The sequence below is a fragment of the Terrabacter sp. LjRoot27 genome (assembly GCF_964254175.1).
GTDB lineage: Bacteria > Actinomycetota > Actinomycetes > Actinomycetales > Dermatophilaceae > Terrabacter.
The window spans coordinates 2,597,010-2,611,617 of record NZ_CAXUSS020000001.1 but is presented as its reverse complement, the minus strand read 5'-3'; the positions used below and the strand labels follow the sequence as shown (position 1 = coordinate 2,611,617).

General features: G+C 73.2%; 12 protein-coding genes. 6 read left to right on the top strand and 6 right to left on the bottom strand.

Annotated features, from left to right (window positions below; genetic code table 11):
* Window positions 1–20: 20 nt before the first annotated feature.
* On the top strand, window positions 21–533 hold the full coding sequence (locus tag ACSQ2D_RS12230; RefSeq protein ID WP_435986215.1) for a PH domain-containing protein: 513 nt from the start codon (window positions 21–23) through the stop codon (window positions 531–533).
* Window positions 530–1,069, top strand: a complete 540-nt coding sequence (locus tag ACSQ2D_RS12225) for a flavin reductase family protein (RefSeq protein ID WP_435986214.1) — start codon at window positions 530–532, stop codon at window positions 1,067–1,069. The genes ACSQ2D_RS12230 and ACSQ2D_RS12225 overlap by 4 nt, the downstream gene beginning before the upstream one ends.
* Before the next feature lie 96 nt (window positions 1,070–1,165).
* On the opposite strand, the gene ACSQ2D_RS12220 is transcribed toward ACSQ2D_RS12225, so the two are convergent.
* The 4 genes from ACSQ2D_RS12220 to ACSQ2D_RS12205 all read right to left on the bottom strand — a co-directional run bounded on the left by ACSQ2D_RS12220 (window position 1,166) and on the right by ACSQ2D_RS12205 (window position 7,515).
* Window positions 1,166–1,648: an oxidoreductase gene (locus tag ACSQ2D_RS12220; protein WP_435986213.1), complete on the bottom strand. Its 483-nt coding sequence runs from the start codon at window positions 1,646–1,648 to the stop codon at window positions 1,166–1,168.
* Window positions 1,649–1,719: 71 nt separating this feature from the next.
* Window positions 1,720–5,586 carry an IPT/TIG domain-containing protein gene (locus ACSQ2D_RS12215; RefSeq protein ID WP_435986212.1) on the bottom strand — a complete coding sequence of 1,289 codons (3,867 nt, stop codon included), beginning with the start codon at window positions 5,584–5,586 and terminating at the stop codon, window positions 1,720–1,722.
* A 142-nt stretch (window positions 5,587–5,728) separates the two neighbouring features.
* On the bottom strand, window positions 5,729–6,871 hold the full coding sequence (locus ACSQ2D_RS12210) for an MFS transporter (RefSeq protein ID WP_435986211.1): 1,143 nt from the start codon (window positions 6,869–6,871) through the stop codon (window positions 5,729–5,731).
* Window positions 6,872–6,927: 56 nt separating this feature from the next.
* Window positions 6,928–7,515, bottom strand: a complete 588-nt coding sequence (locus ACSQ2D_RS12205; protein ID WP_435986210.1) for a uridine kinase family protein — start codon at window positions 7,513–7,515, stop codon at window positions 6,928–6,930.
* A gap of 53 nt (window positions 7,516–7,568) precedes the next feature.
* On the opposite strand from ACSQ2D_RS12205, the gene hisF reads away from it, so the two are divergent.
* Window positions 7,569–8,342 (top strand): imidazole glycerol phosphate synthase subunit HisF, encoded by a 774-nt coding sequence (gene hisF, locus ACSQ2D_RS12200; protein ID WP_435986209.1) that lies wholly within the window; start codon window positions 7,569–7,571, stop codon window positions 8,340–8,342.
* Window positions 8,343–8,360: 18 nt separating this feature from the next.
* On the opposite strand, the gene ACSQ2D_RS12195 is transcribed toward hisF, so the two are convergent.
* Window positions 8,361–9,002 carry a TIGR03085 family metal-binding protein gene (locus ACSQ2D_RS12195; protein WP_435986208.1) on the bottom strand — a complete coding sequence of 214 codons (642 nt, stop codon included), beginning with the start codon at window positions 9,000–9,002 and terminating at the stop codon, window positions 8,361–8,363.
* Window positions 9,003–9,079: 77 nt separating this feature from the next.
* Here ACSQ2D_RS12195 and ACSQ2D_RS12190 point away from each other — a divergent pair, with 77 nt between their 5' ends.
* Genes ACSQ2D_RS12190 through ACSQ2D_RS12180 form a run of 3 tightly spaced genes read left to right on the top strand, consistent with a single transcriptional unit; the run spans window position 9,080 to window position 13,858 of the window.
* Entirely contained in the window at window positions 9,080–10,135 is a 1,056-nt protein-coding gene (locus ACSQ2D_RS12190) for a GNAT family N-acetyltransferase (protein ID WP_435986207.1), read from the top strand.
* 49 nt (window positions 10,136–10,184) lie between these two features.
* On the top strand, window positions 10,185–12,050 hold the full coding sequence (locus tag ACSQ2D_RS12185; protein WP_435986206.1) for an ABC transporter ATP-binding protein: 1,866 nt from the start codon (window positions 10,185–10,187) through the stop codon (window positions 12,048–12,050).
* Window positions 12,047–13,858, top strand: coding sequence for an ABC transporter ATP-binding protein (locus ACSQ2D_RS12180; RefSeq protein ID WP_435986205.1), 1,812 nt, complete (start codon window positions 12,047–12,049; stop codon window positions 13,856–13,858). The genes ACSQ2D_RS12185 and ACSQ2D_RS12180 overlap by 4 nt, the downstream gene beginning before the upstream one ends.
* 6 nt (window positions 13,859–13,864) lie before the next feature.
* Here ACSQ2D_RS12180 and ACSQ2D_RS12175 read toward each other — a convergent pair whose 3' ends face one another.
* The gene (locus tag ACSQ2D_RS12175; RefSeq protein WP_435986204.1) at window positions 13,865–14,554 is read right to left on the bottom strand and encodes a hypothetical protein; all 690 of its coding nucleotides are present in this window, start codon (window positions 14,552–14,554) and stop codon (window positions 13,865–13,867) included.
* Window positions 14,555–14,608 lie beyond the last annotated feature (54 nt).

Here is a 14,608-nt window from a genome sequence, read left to right as displayed (position 1 = left end):
TGGGCGACGGACGTGACCCCATGACGCAGCAACCCTCCTCCCGGCCGGAGCACGACCCGGCTGCGGACTCCGCCGCGTGGGCACCCTTCCGGCCCAAGCGGGGTCGCGCCGTCGCGCTCGGCGTCGTCTGGGCCTCGCTCGCCGTCTTCGGCATCATCGCCGTCGTCATGCCGGCGCAGGTCGACGGCCGGTGGGGCCTCGGCGACCGTCTCATGTTCTTCGGACTCGGTGTCGTGGTCGCCTTCCTCGCCTGGCGCTACGCGTCGATCCGCGCGGTGCCGAGCCGCGCCGGTCTCGTCGTGCGCAACCTCGTGCTCACCCGCACGCTCGAGTGGGCCGAGATCGTCGGTATTCAGTTCGGTGGGGGAGAGCCCTGGGTCACCCTCGACCTGGAGGACGGCGACACGGTCGCCGTCATGGCGATCCAGAAGGCCGACGGTCCGCTCGCCGGCCGGGAGGCATCCCGCCTGGCAGCCCTTGTGCAGGCGTTCGGCGAGGCGCGGGAGCCCGGCCGTCCGCAGGATCCGGCATGACGCATCAGCCGACTCCGGAGCGGATGCGCCACGCGCTCGGCCACTTCGCCACCGGGGTGACGATCGTGACCGGGTTCGCCGACGGCGGTGAGCCGGTCGGGTTCGCCTGCCAGTCCTTCGCGTCGGTCTCCCTGCACCCGCCGCTCGTGCTCTTCTGTGCCGACCACCGCGGCAGGTCGTGGCCGCGGATGCGTGACGACGGGCGCTTCACCGTCAACGTCCTCGGGCACGAGCAGCACGACCTCATCGCACGGTTCGGCTCCGCGGGCGGCGCGCGGTTCGAGTCCCTGGACTGGGAGCCGTCGCAGCACGGTGGTCCGAGCCTGCCCGGTGTGCTCATGCGCGTGCACTGCTCGGTCGAGCAGGTCCATGTCGCCGGTGACCACGACGTCGTCGTCGGTCGGGTGCTCGACCTCGAGGACGGTGAGTCCGGCCGGCCGATGCTCTTCTACCGCGGGCGTCTGACGGTCACCGAGCGGCGCACGTCTGCCGGGACCGACGAGGGACCCGAGACGATCGACGACTACTGGGGCTGACCCCACCCGCCGAGCGCCACCCCGCTCACGACGCAACGCCGCCAACACACCGAGCAGGTCACAGCCCACCGGGATCGGATTGCGGTGGGTTGTGACCTACTCGGTGTGTCGCGGGAGACGGGCGTCGGTGCCGTCGACGAGCCCGTCCCACGACCACCGGGGCACGGTCAGGTCGTCGGGGACCTCGCCCGCCGAGCCGTGGTAGGAGCCCATGTAGCCCACGGCCCAGGTGAAGTACGCCACGAGCGCATCGCGTACGTCCGTGTCGCCGGCGAGGCCGGCGTCCTCGACGGCCCGCTCGAAGCACGTGACCGCACGCTCGTCCATCTCGCGGTGCGGGCCGTTGCCGGAGTGCATCCGCACGACCTCCGACTCGCTCGTCACGGACTCCGTGTAGGTCCGTGGGCCGCCGAGCGCCTCGGCCCAGTAGGCCGCGAGCCGCGCGGTGTGGTCGGGGTGGAAGCCGTGCGAGAAGGCGTGCGAGACGACCGGGTCGGCGAGGCAGCGCTCGTGCCAGGCGTGCGCGAGGGAGACGAGCGCGGGCATCCCGCCGACGGCGCCGTAGAGGGTCCGGGTCATCGTCGCAGGCTCCCACCCGGCGCGCCGCACGACAAGGCCTCGGGACCGTCCGGGGTCCCGAGGCCTCGTCGTCAGCGGAAGTGGATGAAGTTCGAGGGCCAGGAGTAGCTGCCGCGCTCGAGGATGCGGCGACCGCTCATCGACGTGTACGTCGCCCCGAGGACCGTTCCGCCGTAACCGCTCTCGGAGATCGCGACGGTGTCGCCGTCGGCACTGACCCAGTCCACGTAGGCGACGTGGTTGGAGTTCCACTGGGCGATGTCGCCGACGCGGGGCTTCTGGTCGACGGCGAAGCCCTTGGCCCGGGCGTTCGTGTCCCAGCTCGTGGCATTGCCGAGGTTGCCCGGGTTCTTCACCCCGTCCCGCGAGAGCCGGTACGCGGAGAAGTTCGTGCAGTTGTTGCCCCACGGGTCGACGGGGTAGTTCCACGCGCGCTGGCCGTAGTAGCCGAACCGCTCGATGCAGTCCTGGGTGGCGCGCGAGTAGCACTTCCAGCTCGACGGTGCGGGGCCGCCGGTGATGGCCCACGTGACGGTCGTGGAGCGGTAGACGGCGACGTTGGCGTTGCCGAGGACGCGCACGACCGACCCGCTCCCGCTCGTCCCGGTCGACCACAGCGTCACACCGCGGGAGTTGCGCACGACGAAGTTGCCGTCGGTCTGCATCGTGGCCGTGCTGCCGGTCCCCGTGGTGAAGGTCGCCCACTCCCGCACACCGGCGGCGGACGTCAGCACGAGGTTGCCGTCGGAGCGCATCGTCAGACGCCACGCCTGGCTCGTGGACAGGATCGACTCACCGGAACGCAGCACCTGTCCCGGCAGCATCCGGTCGTAGCGGTAGCCGCGGTGGTCCCACACCGTCGTCGTGCCCTGGCGCACCTGGAGCAGGCCGTCGTTGGTGAGGGTGAGCAGGCCCCCCGTCCAGCTGTTGGTCCCGCTCGACCACGCGACCGTGCCGTTGGTGCGGAGCATGACGACGTTGCCGTCGGCCCGGACGGCGAGGCGGTTGCCGGCGCCCGTCGTGCCGCTCGACCACCGACGGACGCCCGCCGAGGTGCTGATGACGAGGTTGCCTTCCGCCTGCATGGTCGCGACGAACGCGCCCGTCGAGGAGCGCAGGGCCGTGGCGGAGGAGAGGTACTGCCCGGTCCGCAGGGTGGCCCCCGCGATGTACGTGAACCCGTCGGTACGCACGACGGTTCCCGCCCGGGTCGTGACCCGGATCGGGATGGTGCCGGTCGCGATCCGCGCCGGGACGACCGCGGTCAGCTGCGTCGCCGAGACCCGGGTGAACGCGGTCGCCGCGACGCCGTTGAAGAGGACGTCGCGCACGTCGGTGAACGACGTGCCGCGCAGGGTGACCACCGTGCCACCGGCGAGCGGCCCCGCGGCCGGCGAGACCGAGGCGACGACGGGCGGGTCCTGGAAGCTGAAGCGACCGGCCGGGACGACGGGAGAGGTGCCGCCGGGGGTCGTGACGCGCACGTCGACGTCCCCCTCGACATGGGCCGGAAGGGTGACCCGCAGCTGGGTCGCGGACAGGCGGGTCACCGCCGTGGCCGCGACACCGCCGAACGTCACGGACGAGACGCGGTCGTATGCCGTGCCGGTGAGGACGACGGTGCCGCCGCCCTTCGTCGGGGCGAGGGTGGGGGAGACGGCGACGACGGTCGGCACGGCCTGGAAGGTGAAGCGACCGGCCGGGATGACGGGGGACGTGCCGCCGGGGGTCGTGACGCGGACGTCGACCGTGCCGACGGCGTGGGCGGGTGCCGTGATCCGTAGTGTCGTGTCGGAGACCCACACGAGCCCGGTCCCGGCCACGCCGCCGAAGTCGACGCCGGTCGCGAGGCCCAGCCGGGTGCCTGTCACCGTGACGACGGCACCGCCGCGGAGCGGACCCGCCGGGACCGACAGGGCGGACACGGCGGGCACGCCGACGTACGTGAACCGGCCGGTCGCGCTCTCGGGGCTCGTGCCGTTGGGGTTGGTGACGCGTACGGCCACGGTTCCCTCGGCCTGTGCCGGGGCGGTGACCCGGATGCTGGTGTCGGAGAGCCGGACGAGACCGGTGGCCGCGACGGCGCCGAAGCGTACCGACGTGGCGTCGGCCAGGTGGGCACCCGAGATCGTCACGACCGTGCCGCCGCGCAGCGGGCCGGCCTTGATGGACAGCCCCGTGACCACCGGCGGAGAGCCGTAGGCGAAGCGTGCGCCGACCCCGGTGGCCGACGTGCCACCCGGGGTGATGACCTGGACGTCGACGGGGCCGGATGCGTGGCGCGGTGTCGTGGCGCGCACGGTCGTCGCCGAGACCCGCACGACGGTGGTGGCGGCGGCCGTGCCGAAGCGGACCGCGGTGGCGCGGCCCAGGTCGGTGCCGGTCAGTGTCACGACGGTGCCGCCGGCCGGTGGGCCCGTCTGGGGGGTCAGCGACGTGATGGTCGGGACCGGGACGTACGCGAAGGTGCTCGACGTGTGCTGGGCCGACGTCCCGTAGCGGGTCGTCACCGTGACGGGGACGACCCCGGCCGTGTGGGCCGGCGCCGTGGCCCGGATGCTCGTGGCCGACAGGACGGTGAAGCGGGCGGCCGTGCCGCCGAAGGCGACCCGGGTCGCGCCCGTGAACCTCGCCCCGGTGAGCGTGACGACCGTGCCACCGCGGACCGGCCCGGCCGTGGTGGACAGGGACGCGACGGCAGGCGGCGCCTGGTAGCCGTAGCGGGCTCGCGAGGTGACGGCCGAGGTGCCGCCCGGTGTGTTCACGCGGACGTCGACGGTGCCCGCCGGGCGCGAGGGGGTGGTGACGCGCAGCGTCGTCGCCGAGACCGGCACGACCTTCGTCGTCGTCGTGGAGCCGAAGGCGACGCTGGTGGCTCGGCCGAGACCGGTGCCCGTCAGGGTCACGGTGACGCCACCGGCCGTGGGGCCCGTCGTGGAGGAGATCCCGGTGAGGGTCGGGACTGACTCGTAGGCAAAGGCGTTCGCGGAGTAGCCGTACGACGTGCCGGCCGCGGTCCGGACCCGCACGTTGACGAGCCCGGCCGGTCGCGCCGGCGACGTCGCGCGGATCTGGGTGCTCGACAGCACCGTGAACCGCGCCGCGGTCGCACCGAAGGTCACCGCGCTCGCGCCCGTGAACCGGGTGCCGGTGAGGGTCACGGCGGTGCCGCCCCGCACGGGGCCGGCGGTGACGGACAGCCGGGTGACCGTGGGCGGAGTGATCACCGGCGGGGTCGTGTACGTGAGCCGTGTGGCCACGGTCGCCGGCGAGGTGCCGCCCGGCGTCGTGGCGCGGACGTCGACGGCGCCGGCCGTGTGTGCCGGCACCGTGACGCGGACCTGCGTGGCGGACAGACGGGTGAGGCCCGTCGCGGGCGTGGTGCCGAAGCGCACGACGCTCGTGCGGTAGAGGCCGGTGCCGGTCAGCGTCACGGTGGTGCCGCCACGCGTCGTTGCCGTGCGGGACGACAGGGCGGTGACGGTCGGGACGGCGTCGAAGGCGAAGCTCGCGCGCGACGAGAGGGGCGACGTGCCGGCCGGGGTGGTGACGCGGACGCCGGTCACGCCGGCGGGGTGTGCCGGGGTGACGACGCGGACCCGGGTGCTCGAGACCTTCGTGATGCGTGTGACGGCGGTCGAGCCGAACCAGGCCGTCGTCGTCGCCCCCACGCCGGTGCCCGACAGCTCGACCGTCGTGCCGCCTCGGGTCGGTCCCGCCACGACCGAGAGGCTGACGGCTGTCGGGGCGGTGCCGGTGACGGCGGACAGCGACGGGGCCGCCGACAGCACGGCCGCGGACGCCGTCGGTGCCGTCGCGAGCCCGGGCACGCCGGCGAGGAGGGCGGTCACGACGAGGACGGAGAGCAGGCGCCCGGTCGTCGTCCTGCGGTCGACGTCGCGGTGACGCTCGGTCAGCGGGGTGGGGCGGGGCAGCATTCGTCCGTCTCCTTGCAGTCAGCACGTCCGGCGAGCATTCTGCACAGGCAAATCGTCCCTTGTACGCCGTTTCGCCCTAATTGGGTCGCCCCAGACGCACCACGAGCCCCAGATGTAGGGGTCGGCACAGTGGTCCGGCGGGCTACTCCACGCGACGCAGGTCGGGGCGCAGGCGCACGACGACGACGATCTGGACGATCCCGATCGCGGCGAGGAGGCCCCACACGAGCGACAGGCTGCCGGTGACGTCGCGCACGAGCCCCATCGCGAGCGGTCCGATCGAGGCGATGCCGTAGGAGATGAGGAAGGCCATCCCGGTGAGGCGCCCGCTCGCCTCGGGGGTGACGGCGTAGCGCACGAGCAGCACGAGCGCGAGGGAGAACGCCGCGCCCTGGCCGAGCCCGGTGACGACCGCCCAGACCCAGGGCGCCGTGAGGGGCGACAGCCAGATCCCGAGGGACCCGATGGTCCCGAGCACGGCGGCCGGCCACAGCAGGCGGCGCATGTCCCGGGTCCGGTCGCTGAGGACGGGTCCGAGCAGGCCCGACACGATCTGGGCCCCGCTGAAGACCGCCGCGAGGTAGCCGGCCGAGCCCCGCGACCACCCGTGCTCGACGTAGGTCGGCGCGAGCCACGTGACGGCCGAGTAGAAGCACCAGGACTGCAGGGTGAGGTAGCCGGCGACGAGCCAGGCCGTCGGGTGCCGCCAGGGCAACCGGCCCGGACCCTCCTCGTCGGGGGTGTGGTGCGGGTTGGCCCGGACCGTGAACGGCGCCCACGCGAGCGCGCCGACGAGGGCGACGAGCGACCACGACCCGAGCGAGGCCTGCCAGCTGCCGAAGCGGTCGGCCAGGGGCACGGCGACCGCGGAGCTGAGGGCCGCGCCGCCCATCATCGCGAGCATGTAGAGGCCCGTGACGAGCCCGGTCCGCTCGGGTGGGAAGAACGTCTTGACGAGCCGGGGCAGCAGGGTGCCGGCGACAGCGATCCCGACGCCGCACAGGAAGGTCCCCGCATAGAGGACGACGACGTGGTCGCCCGCGAAACGGCTGGCCGTGCCGACGAGGATGCTGATGACGGCACCGAGGACCGCGGCGGCCGCCCCCATGTGGTGGGCGATGCGGCTCGCGACCGGGGCGAAGAGGCCCATGCAGAGGACCGGCAACGTCGTGAGCGCCCCGGCGGCGGCGTGGCTGAGGCCGAGGTCGGCGGAGATCGCGTCGAGCAGCGGGGGGACGCTCGTGATCGCGATCCGGAGGTTGGCGGCGACGGCGACCAGTGCCATGGCCATGACCCAGACGGGCGGGAGCGGGCGGAGCGGTCGGTCTCGTCGAAGCACCATCAGAGACTAGATGTGTCGAGGACGAGGTCCGCGCGCTCCCTCGTGGCGTCGGCGCTGAAGAGGGCCGCCTCCTGGTCGGCCCAGCGCTGCCACTGGGGCCGGTAGGCCTCGCCGTCGCGCTCGATCCCGCGGCGCATCCGGAGGGCGGTGTCGGCGTCGACGAAGACGGACACGGCGGCATACGACCCCGCCGGCTCGACGCTGGAACCGCACCCCTCGACGACGAGGAAGCGGCACGGTGGCACCTCGCGCGTGCCCGACCACTCCTCGCGGACCCAGCTCCACATCCGGTAGGCCGCCCGCGCGCCGCGCGAGAGCGGCTCGAGCACCTGCGTCGTGAGCAGCCCTGGTGCCTGGGCCAGCCCGTCCCAGCCCGGGTAGAGGTGGTCCATGTGCACGACGGCGACCGGGCCCGACGGCGCCAGCGCGAGCTCGATGCCGCGGGCCAGGGTCGTCTTGCCGGCGCCGCTCGGCCCGTCGATGGCGATGACGACGACGTCGCCGCAGCGGGCCTGGGCCGCGAGCGCGAGGGACACGACGGCGGCGACGTGCTCCTCGCGCGGCGGCCGCGTCACCTCGTCCCACATGGGCGCGACCCTACCGACCCGGGGTGTCACCCGGGCTGCCCTAGATTTGTCGTATGCCGGTCGCCACGAGAGTCATCGCCTGCCTGGACGTCGACGCGGGGCGCGTCGTCAAGGGCGTCAACTTCGAGAACCTCCGTGACGCGGGCGACCCCGTCGAGCTGGCGAAGCTCTACGACGACCAGGGCGTCGACGAGCTGACCTTCCTCGACGTCACGGCGAGCAGCGGAGACCGGGAGACGACCTACGACGTCGTGCGCCGGACCGCCGAGCAGGTCTTCATCCCGCTCACGGTGGGGGGCGGCGTCCGCACCGTCGACGACGTCGACCGGCTGCTGCGGGCCGGCGCCGACAAGGTCGGCGTCAACACCGCCGCCATCGCCCGACCCGAGCTGATCGCCGAGATCGCCGCGCGGTTCGGCGCGCAGGTGCTCGTCCTGTCGGCCGACGTCCGCCGGCGCATCGGCGCCGACGGCCGCCCCACGGACGACTTCGTCATGACGACGCACGGCGGGCGCACGCCCGTCGACCTCGACGCCGTCGAGTGGTGCGCGCGCGCCGCCGAGCTCGGCGCCGGCGAGATCCTGCTCAACTCGATGGACGCCGACGGCACGAAGGACGGCTTCGACCTCGAGCTGATCCGCCGCGTCCGTGCGGCCGTGTCGGTGCCCGTCATCGCGAGCGGGGGAGCCGGGCGCGTCGAGCACTTCGCCCCGGCCGTCGAGGCGGGCGCGGACGCGGTGCTCGCCGCGAGCGTCTTCCACTTCCGCGAGCTCACCGTCGGTGAGGTCAAGGACGCCCTGCGGGCAGCCGGCGTGACCGTGCGCTGAGCGTGAGGGCCGGCCGGCTCAGCTGATGCCGAGCTCGGCCTTCTGGAGGGCGGCGATGTCGTCGGCGTCCCCCTCGAACTCGACCCGCGCGACGCTCTTGCGTCCGTACGCGTAGAGGACGAGCTCGGCGGGCGTCCCGCGGAGCACGACGGTGCCGTGCTCGTCCGGGAGCTTGGCGGCGTACCGGCCCTGCCCCTCGCCGATGAGGACGATGCCCGTCGCCGACTTGCGGAACATCAGGCGCGAGGAGCGCTTGAGCGCCGACCACAGCTTGCCCTGCAGCGCCGCGGGCAGCTCGCGCGGCTCCCAGCCGGACTGGGCGCGGCGCACGTCCTCGTGGTGCACGAAGTACTCGATGAGGTTGGTCAGCTCGTCGACCTTCGGGTGCGCCATCGGGTTCCAGACCGGGGCACCCTTGCGGACGCGCTCGACGAGGGCGGGGTAGTCGCCGTGCGCCATCCGGCGCTGCTCCCTCTCGAGCCGACCCGCGAGGAACGGCACCAGGGTGCCGACGGCGAGGTCGGGCCGGCCCTCACGGATCACGAGGTGCGCCGCCAGGTCGCGGGTGGCCCACCCGCCGCACATCGTCGGCTCGTCGGGGCCGAGCCGGTCGAGCTCGTCGCAGAGCTGGAGGCGTTCGGACTGGGCGTGGCGCGTCATGGGCCCCATCCTCTCAGGGTCGCGGGGGGAGTCGAATCCGGTGGCACCCGGCGGTGCGTGGTCCCTAGGGTCGGACGGTGATCGAGCTCGTGCGCCCCACCGTCGACCTGTCGGACTCGTGGTGGGAGATGGTCGACGACTTCGGCGGTGAGACCGTCCACGGCTCGAGCTACCGCTCGAGCGACCGGGAGCTGCTCCGCGACCGCACGGCCTTCGAGGAGTGGGTCGACTGGCTCGGGCGGATGGAGCGCTCCGACGAGGCCCTCCCGGAGGGCCGGGTGCCGTCGTCGAACCGGTGGATCGTCCGTGACGGTCGCGTCGTCGGCACGATCGCCGTGCGCCACGCGCTCACCCCGTCCCTCCTCGTCGAGGGCGGCCACATCGGGTATGCCGTCGCGCCGGCTGTGCGGCGGCAGGGGATCGCCCGCGAGGCGCTGGGACTCGCACTGGGCCTCGCCGCGTCCCGCGGCATCGACCCGGTCCTCGTGACGTGCGACGCGACGAACACGGCGTCCGCGAGGACCATCACCTCCTGCGGCGGCGTCCTGGAGGACGAGCGGGACGGGGTCCTGCGGCACTGGGTCCGGTCCGGCGCGCCGGCGCAGCCGATCGGTCCCGGCCCGGTCGAGACGCGTGAGGCGCGGCTCGTGCCCGTCACGTCCGAGGAGGCCGCGGCGATGCGCGCGGGGGAGAGGCGGGCCGGCTGGGCCGAGGGCTACCCGCGCGAGGACGACCTCGACGCCGTCGGGATGATGACCTCGGGGCCGGACGCGTGGTCTCCGCGCCACGTCGTCCGGAGGTCCGACGGGCTCGTCGTCGGCTCGATCGGCTGTTTCGGACCGCCGGACGCGGGCGTCGTCGAGGTCGGCTACGGCCTCGTCCCGCAGGCCCGGGGAGGTGGCCTCATGACCGACGTCCTGTCGGGGATGGTGCGCTCGCTCGAGGCCGCCGGGCTCTCCGTGGTCGCCCACACCGAACCCGGGAACGTCGCCAGCCACCGCGTGCTCGCCCGCCTCGGGTTCGAGCGGGCCGACGAGCCGGGGGAGCCGGGGGAGCCGGTGCGGCCCCGGGAGGCGGGCGCGGAGTGGCTCTGGGCCAGACAGTCGGATGTCAGAGGTGTCGGTGACGCGTGAGAGGCTGAGGGGTCGACAACAGAGTACGTCACCAGGGGAGCAGCACACCGTGAACGTCCCGCCCACCTCGACCCTTCGGGAGGGTCTCGCCGTCATCGGTCGGGGCATCAAGGGCCAGCCGCGCTGGTTCTCCCTCGCCGTGGTCGGCAGCGTCGTCTACGGCGTCATGACGAGCCTGACGGCGGCGGCCATCGGCTTCGTCGTGCAGCACGCCGTCTCGCCCGCCATCGAGGCCGGCTACGTCACCGCGTCCCAGCTGTGGTTCATCGGCGGTGTCATGGCCGCGGTCGTGCTGACGACGATCATCGGCGTCATCGGCCGCCGCATCGCCGGCGGCGTCGCGATGTACAACCTCGGCGCGATGTACCGCCGCCAGGTCACCCGCCAGTACCTCCGGCTCCCGCTCAGCTGGCACCACAAGCACCCGTCCGGTCAGCTGCTCTCCAACGCGAACGCCGACGTCGAGGCGACGTGGAACATCTTCGCGCCGCTGCCGATGGCCCTCGGTGTCGTCGTCATGCTCGTCTTCGGCATCGTCCAGATGGTCATCGTCGACCCCTGGCTCGCGCTGGTGGGGCTCACCGTCTTTCCGATGCTCTTCCTGGCCAACGTCGCCTTCCAGCGGGCCATGTCACCGCGGGTCACCCGCGCGCAGCAGCTGCGCGCCGACGTCTCGGAGGTCGCGCACGAGAGCTTCGAGGCGGCCCTCATCGTCAAGTCGCTCGGTCGTGAGGACCACGAGGCCGAGCGCTTCCGCGTCGTCACCCACGAGCTGCGCGACGCCAACATCGAGGTCGGCCGCACCCGCGGCCGGTTCGACCCCGCCATCGAGGCCATCCCGACGATCGGCACGCTCGCCGTGCTCTTCGTCGGCACCCTGCGGGTCAGCAGCGGCCAGATCACGGCCGCCCAGGTCGTCCAGATCGCCTACCTCTTCTCCATCCTCGCCTTCCCCGTCCGTGCGCTCGGGTGGGTCCTCGCCGAGCTGCCGCGGGCCGTCGTCGGGTGGAATCGCGTCTCGGCCGTCCTGGACGCGACGGGCAGCATGACCTTCGGTGACCGGTCGCTGCCGCGAGGCGCCGCGAGCCACCTGCAGGCCGAGCGCCTCGCGTACGCCTACGAGATCGAGTCCGAGACGGGCGAGCCCGACCTCAACCCCGCGGTCGTCGACGTGACGCTCGACGTCGCGCCCGGCGCCACCGTCGCGATCGTCGGGCCCACCGGCAGCGGCAAGTCGACGCTGACCAACCTCGTCATGCGGCTCGTGGACCCCGACTCGGGAGCCGTGCTCGTCGACGGCGTCGACCTGCGACAGGTTCGCCATGGTGGCGTCAGCGACGTCGCCGCACTCGTCGCGCAGCAGACGTTCATGTTCGACGACAGCGTGCGCGGCAACATCACGCTCGGGGCCGAGCACGACGACGAGAGCGTCTGGCGTGCGCTGCACGTCGCGCAGGGCGCCGGCTTCGTCGAGCGCCTGCCCGACGGTCTCGAGACCCACGTCGGCGAGCGCGGCGCCAGCCTCTCGGGCGGGCAGCGCCAGCGCATCGCCCTGGCCCGCGCCGTCATCCGCGAGCCCCAGCTGCTCGTCCTCGACGACGCCACCTCGGCCGTGGACCCCAGCGTCGAGCAGGCCATCCTCGCCCGACTGCGTGAGGCGAGCTCGGGCACGACCGTCCTCGTCGTCGCCTACCGCATGGCCACGATCCTGCTCGCCGACGAGGTCGTCTACATGGAGGGCGGACGCGTCGTCGACCACGGCTCCCACGAGCAGCTGCTCGGCCGGTGCGTCGGCTACGAGAGGCTCGTCACGGCATACGCCCGCGAGGCGGCAGAGCGCGAGGCCATCGCGGCCGCAGAGGAGCTCGACGACCACGGCCGTGGCGCCGACGCGGCCGAGGAGGTCTCCCGATGAGCATGCGGTCCCAGGTCCTCGTCGAGCACCACGGTGTCGCCACGGGCAAGGAGATGACGACGTGGCAGACGCTGCGTCGGGGTGTCGAGCTCTCACCCGAGCTGCGCAAGGGCATCTGGGTCACGGTGCTGCTCGCCGTGCTCTCGACCCTCGGCCGGGTGCTCGTGCCCTTCGTCGTCCAGCGCATCACCGACAACGGCATCCTCGCCGAGGGCGGCCCCGACACCCAGGTCGTCGCCGTCTACATCGGCATCGCCCTCGTCGGCGTCGCCGTGACGGCGGTGTCCGCCTACTTCGTCAACATCCGCCTCTTCCGGTCCTCCGAGAACGGCCTGGCGACGTTGCGCCTCAAGGCGTTCCGTCACATCCACGACCTCGCGATGCTCACCCAGAACACCGAGCGCCGCGGGTCGCTCGTCTCCCGCGTGACCTCCGACGTAGACACGATCTCGATGTTCGTGCAGTTCGGCGGGCTCATGCTCCTCATCAACATCGCGCAGATCACGCTCGCGACGGTCCTCATGGTCGTCTACAGCCCGCTGCTCGGCCTCGTCGTGTGGCTCTGCTTCGTGCCGCTCTTCGTCATCATCCGCAAGTTCCAGGGCATCGTCGGGCGCGCGTACACCACGGTCCGCGAGCGGGTCGGCGACATGCTGGGCGCCATCTCCGAGGCCGTGGTCGGGGCCCAGGCCATCCGCGCCTACGGCGTCGAGGACCGCACGGCCGAGCGCATCGACGCCGCGGTCGAGGCCCACCGCAAGGCCGCCATCGGCGCGCAGGCCCGCTCGGTCGTGGCCTTCACGTCCGGCCAGCTCGTCTCCGGGCTGACCACGGCCGTCGTCCTCGTCGTGGGCACCGTGCTGGCCGCGCGCGGCAGCCTGACGCTCGGTGAGCTGCTCGCCTTCCTCTTCCTCGTCAACCTCTTCACCCAGCCGGTGCAGCAGGCGACCGAGATCCTCAACGAGATGCAGAACGCCGTCGCCGGCTGGCGCCGGGTCATCGGCATCATCGACACCCCGGCCGACGTCTCCGACCCCGGCGACGAAGGCGTGACGCTGCCCCGCGGACCGATCACCGTCCAGTTCAACGAGGTCGGGTTCGCCTACCCCGGTGGGGCTCCCGTGCTCCACGACATCGACCTCACCATCGCGCCGCGCAGCCGCGTCGCGATCGTCGGCGAGACCGGCTCGGGCAAGTCGACCCTCGCCAAGCTGCTCACGCGGCTCATGGACTCCAGCAGCGGCCAGGTCCTCCTCGACGGTGTCGACCTGCGCACGATCCGCTTCTCGTCCCTGCGGTCGCGCGTCGTGCTCGTGCCGCAGGAGGGGTTCCTCTTCGACGGCACCCTGCTCGACAACATCCGCTTCGGGCGGCCCCAGGCGAGCGAGCAGGACGTACGGCTCACCCTCACCGAGCTCGGCCTCGACCCGTGGGTCTCGACCCTGCCGCTCGGGCTGGCCACCGACGTGGGCCAGCGCGGCGAGTCGCTCTCGGCCGGCGAGCGGCAGCTGGTGGCCCTGGCTCGCGCCTACCTCGCCGACCCCGACCTGCTCGTCCTCGACGAGGCGACGTCGGCCGTCGACCCGAGCACGGAGGTGCGCATCCAGCGCGCCCTCGACTCGCTGACCCGTGGCCGCACGTCCATCGCGATCGCGCACCGGCTCTCGACGGCCCAGGCCGCCGACGAGGTGATCGTCGTCGACGCCGGGCGCATCGTCGAGCGCGGCCACCACACGGAGCTCGTCCGCCTCGGAGGCGTCTACTCCAAGCTCCACGAGTCGTGGGTCGCCCAGCAGCAGGCGGTCTGACCGCTCCTACGCGCTGAGCCGCTCCACGAGCGAGGCGATGGTCGAGGCCACGTCGTCCGGCTCGGTGACGAAGCACAGGTGCGACCCCTCGAGGTCGGCGACGGGCCAGCCGTGGCGCTCGGCGAAGGCCCGCTCGTCCCCGTACGTGTCGCCGAAGGCGAGGTATGCGTTGGGCCCGTCGACCCATCCGGGAGGCGCCGTCACCTCGGTGTCGAAGTAGGCCAGCGGCAGGCGCGGGCAGACCGAGTCGACGGCGTCGAGACGGTCCGCGGGCAGCGCCTCCTCGAGGTCGGTCCGCGGCCACCACCGGGTCCACGGCGGGAGCAGCCCCTCGGCGTCGGCGAGCGTCGCCAGCCAGGCGCGGAACGGGGCCGCAGCGAGAGCGCACGACCCGTCGGCCGGAGGAAGCGCTGCGTCCATGAACACGACCGGAGGCGGTGCGTCGCCGGCCGCGCGGACGAGCGGTGCGAGGTAGCCGGCGTTGCTGTGGGCGACGAGGACCGTGCCGGGACCGACGAGGTGCAGCCAGCGCGTGACGAGGTCGACGGCCCCCTCGCCCCGGTCGAGTCGTGCCGGGGCGACGGAGGCCTCGAGGCGGTGGCGACCGAGGGCGTCGCGCAGGCCGTCGTGGACCGAGCCCGGCAGGAGCGGGCTCGGGAGCAGGAGCACGGCCCGGGTCGCTCGGTCGGTCACCACCCGCCGATCGTAGGTCCGGGCGGTCCGGTTCGGCCCGGGTCCGGACCGGGTCCG

Excerpts from the sequence above, each read along its gene's own strand:
- ACSQ2D_RS12230 (WP_435986215.1), top strand. The coding sequence starts at position 21 with ATGACGCAGCAACCCTCCTCCCGGCCGGAGCACGACCCGGCTGCGGAC.
- ACSQ2D_RS12225 (WP_435986214.1), top strand. The coding sequence starts at position 530 with ATGACGCATCAGCCGACTCCGGAGCGGATGCGCCACGCGCTCGGCCAC.
- ACSQ2D_RS12220 (WP_435986213.1), bottom strand. The coding sequence starts at position 1,648 with ATGACCCGGACCCTCTACGGCGCCGTCGGCGGGATGCCCGCGCTCGTC.
- ACSQ2D_RS12215 (WP_435986212.1), bottom strand. The coding sequence starts at position 5,586 with ATGCTGCCCCGCCCCACCCCGCTGACCGAGCGTCACCGCGACGTCGAC.
- ACSQ2D_RS12210 (WP_435986211.1), bottom strand. The coding sequence starts at position 6,871 with ATGGCACTGGTCGCCGTCGCCGCCAACCTCCGGATCGCGATCACGAGC.
- ACSQ2D_RS12205 (WP_435986210.1), bottom strand. The coding sequence starts at position 7,515 with ATGTGGGACGAGGTGACGCGGCCGCCGCGCGAGGAGCACGTCGCCGCC.
- hisF (WP_435986209.1), top strand. The coding sequence starts at position 7,569 with ATGCCGGTCGCCACGAGAGTCATCGCCTGCCTGGACGTCGACGCGGGG.
- ACSQ2D_RS12195 (WP_435986208.1), bottom strand. The coding sequence starts at position 9,002 with ATGACGCGCCACGCCCAGTCCGAACGCCTCCAGCTCTGCGACGAGCTC.
- ACSQ2D_RS12180 (WP_435986205.1), top strand. The coding sequence starts at position 12,047 with ATGAGCATGCGGTCCCAGGTCCTCGTCGAGCACCACGGTGTCGCCACG.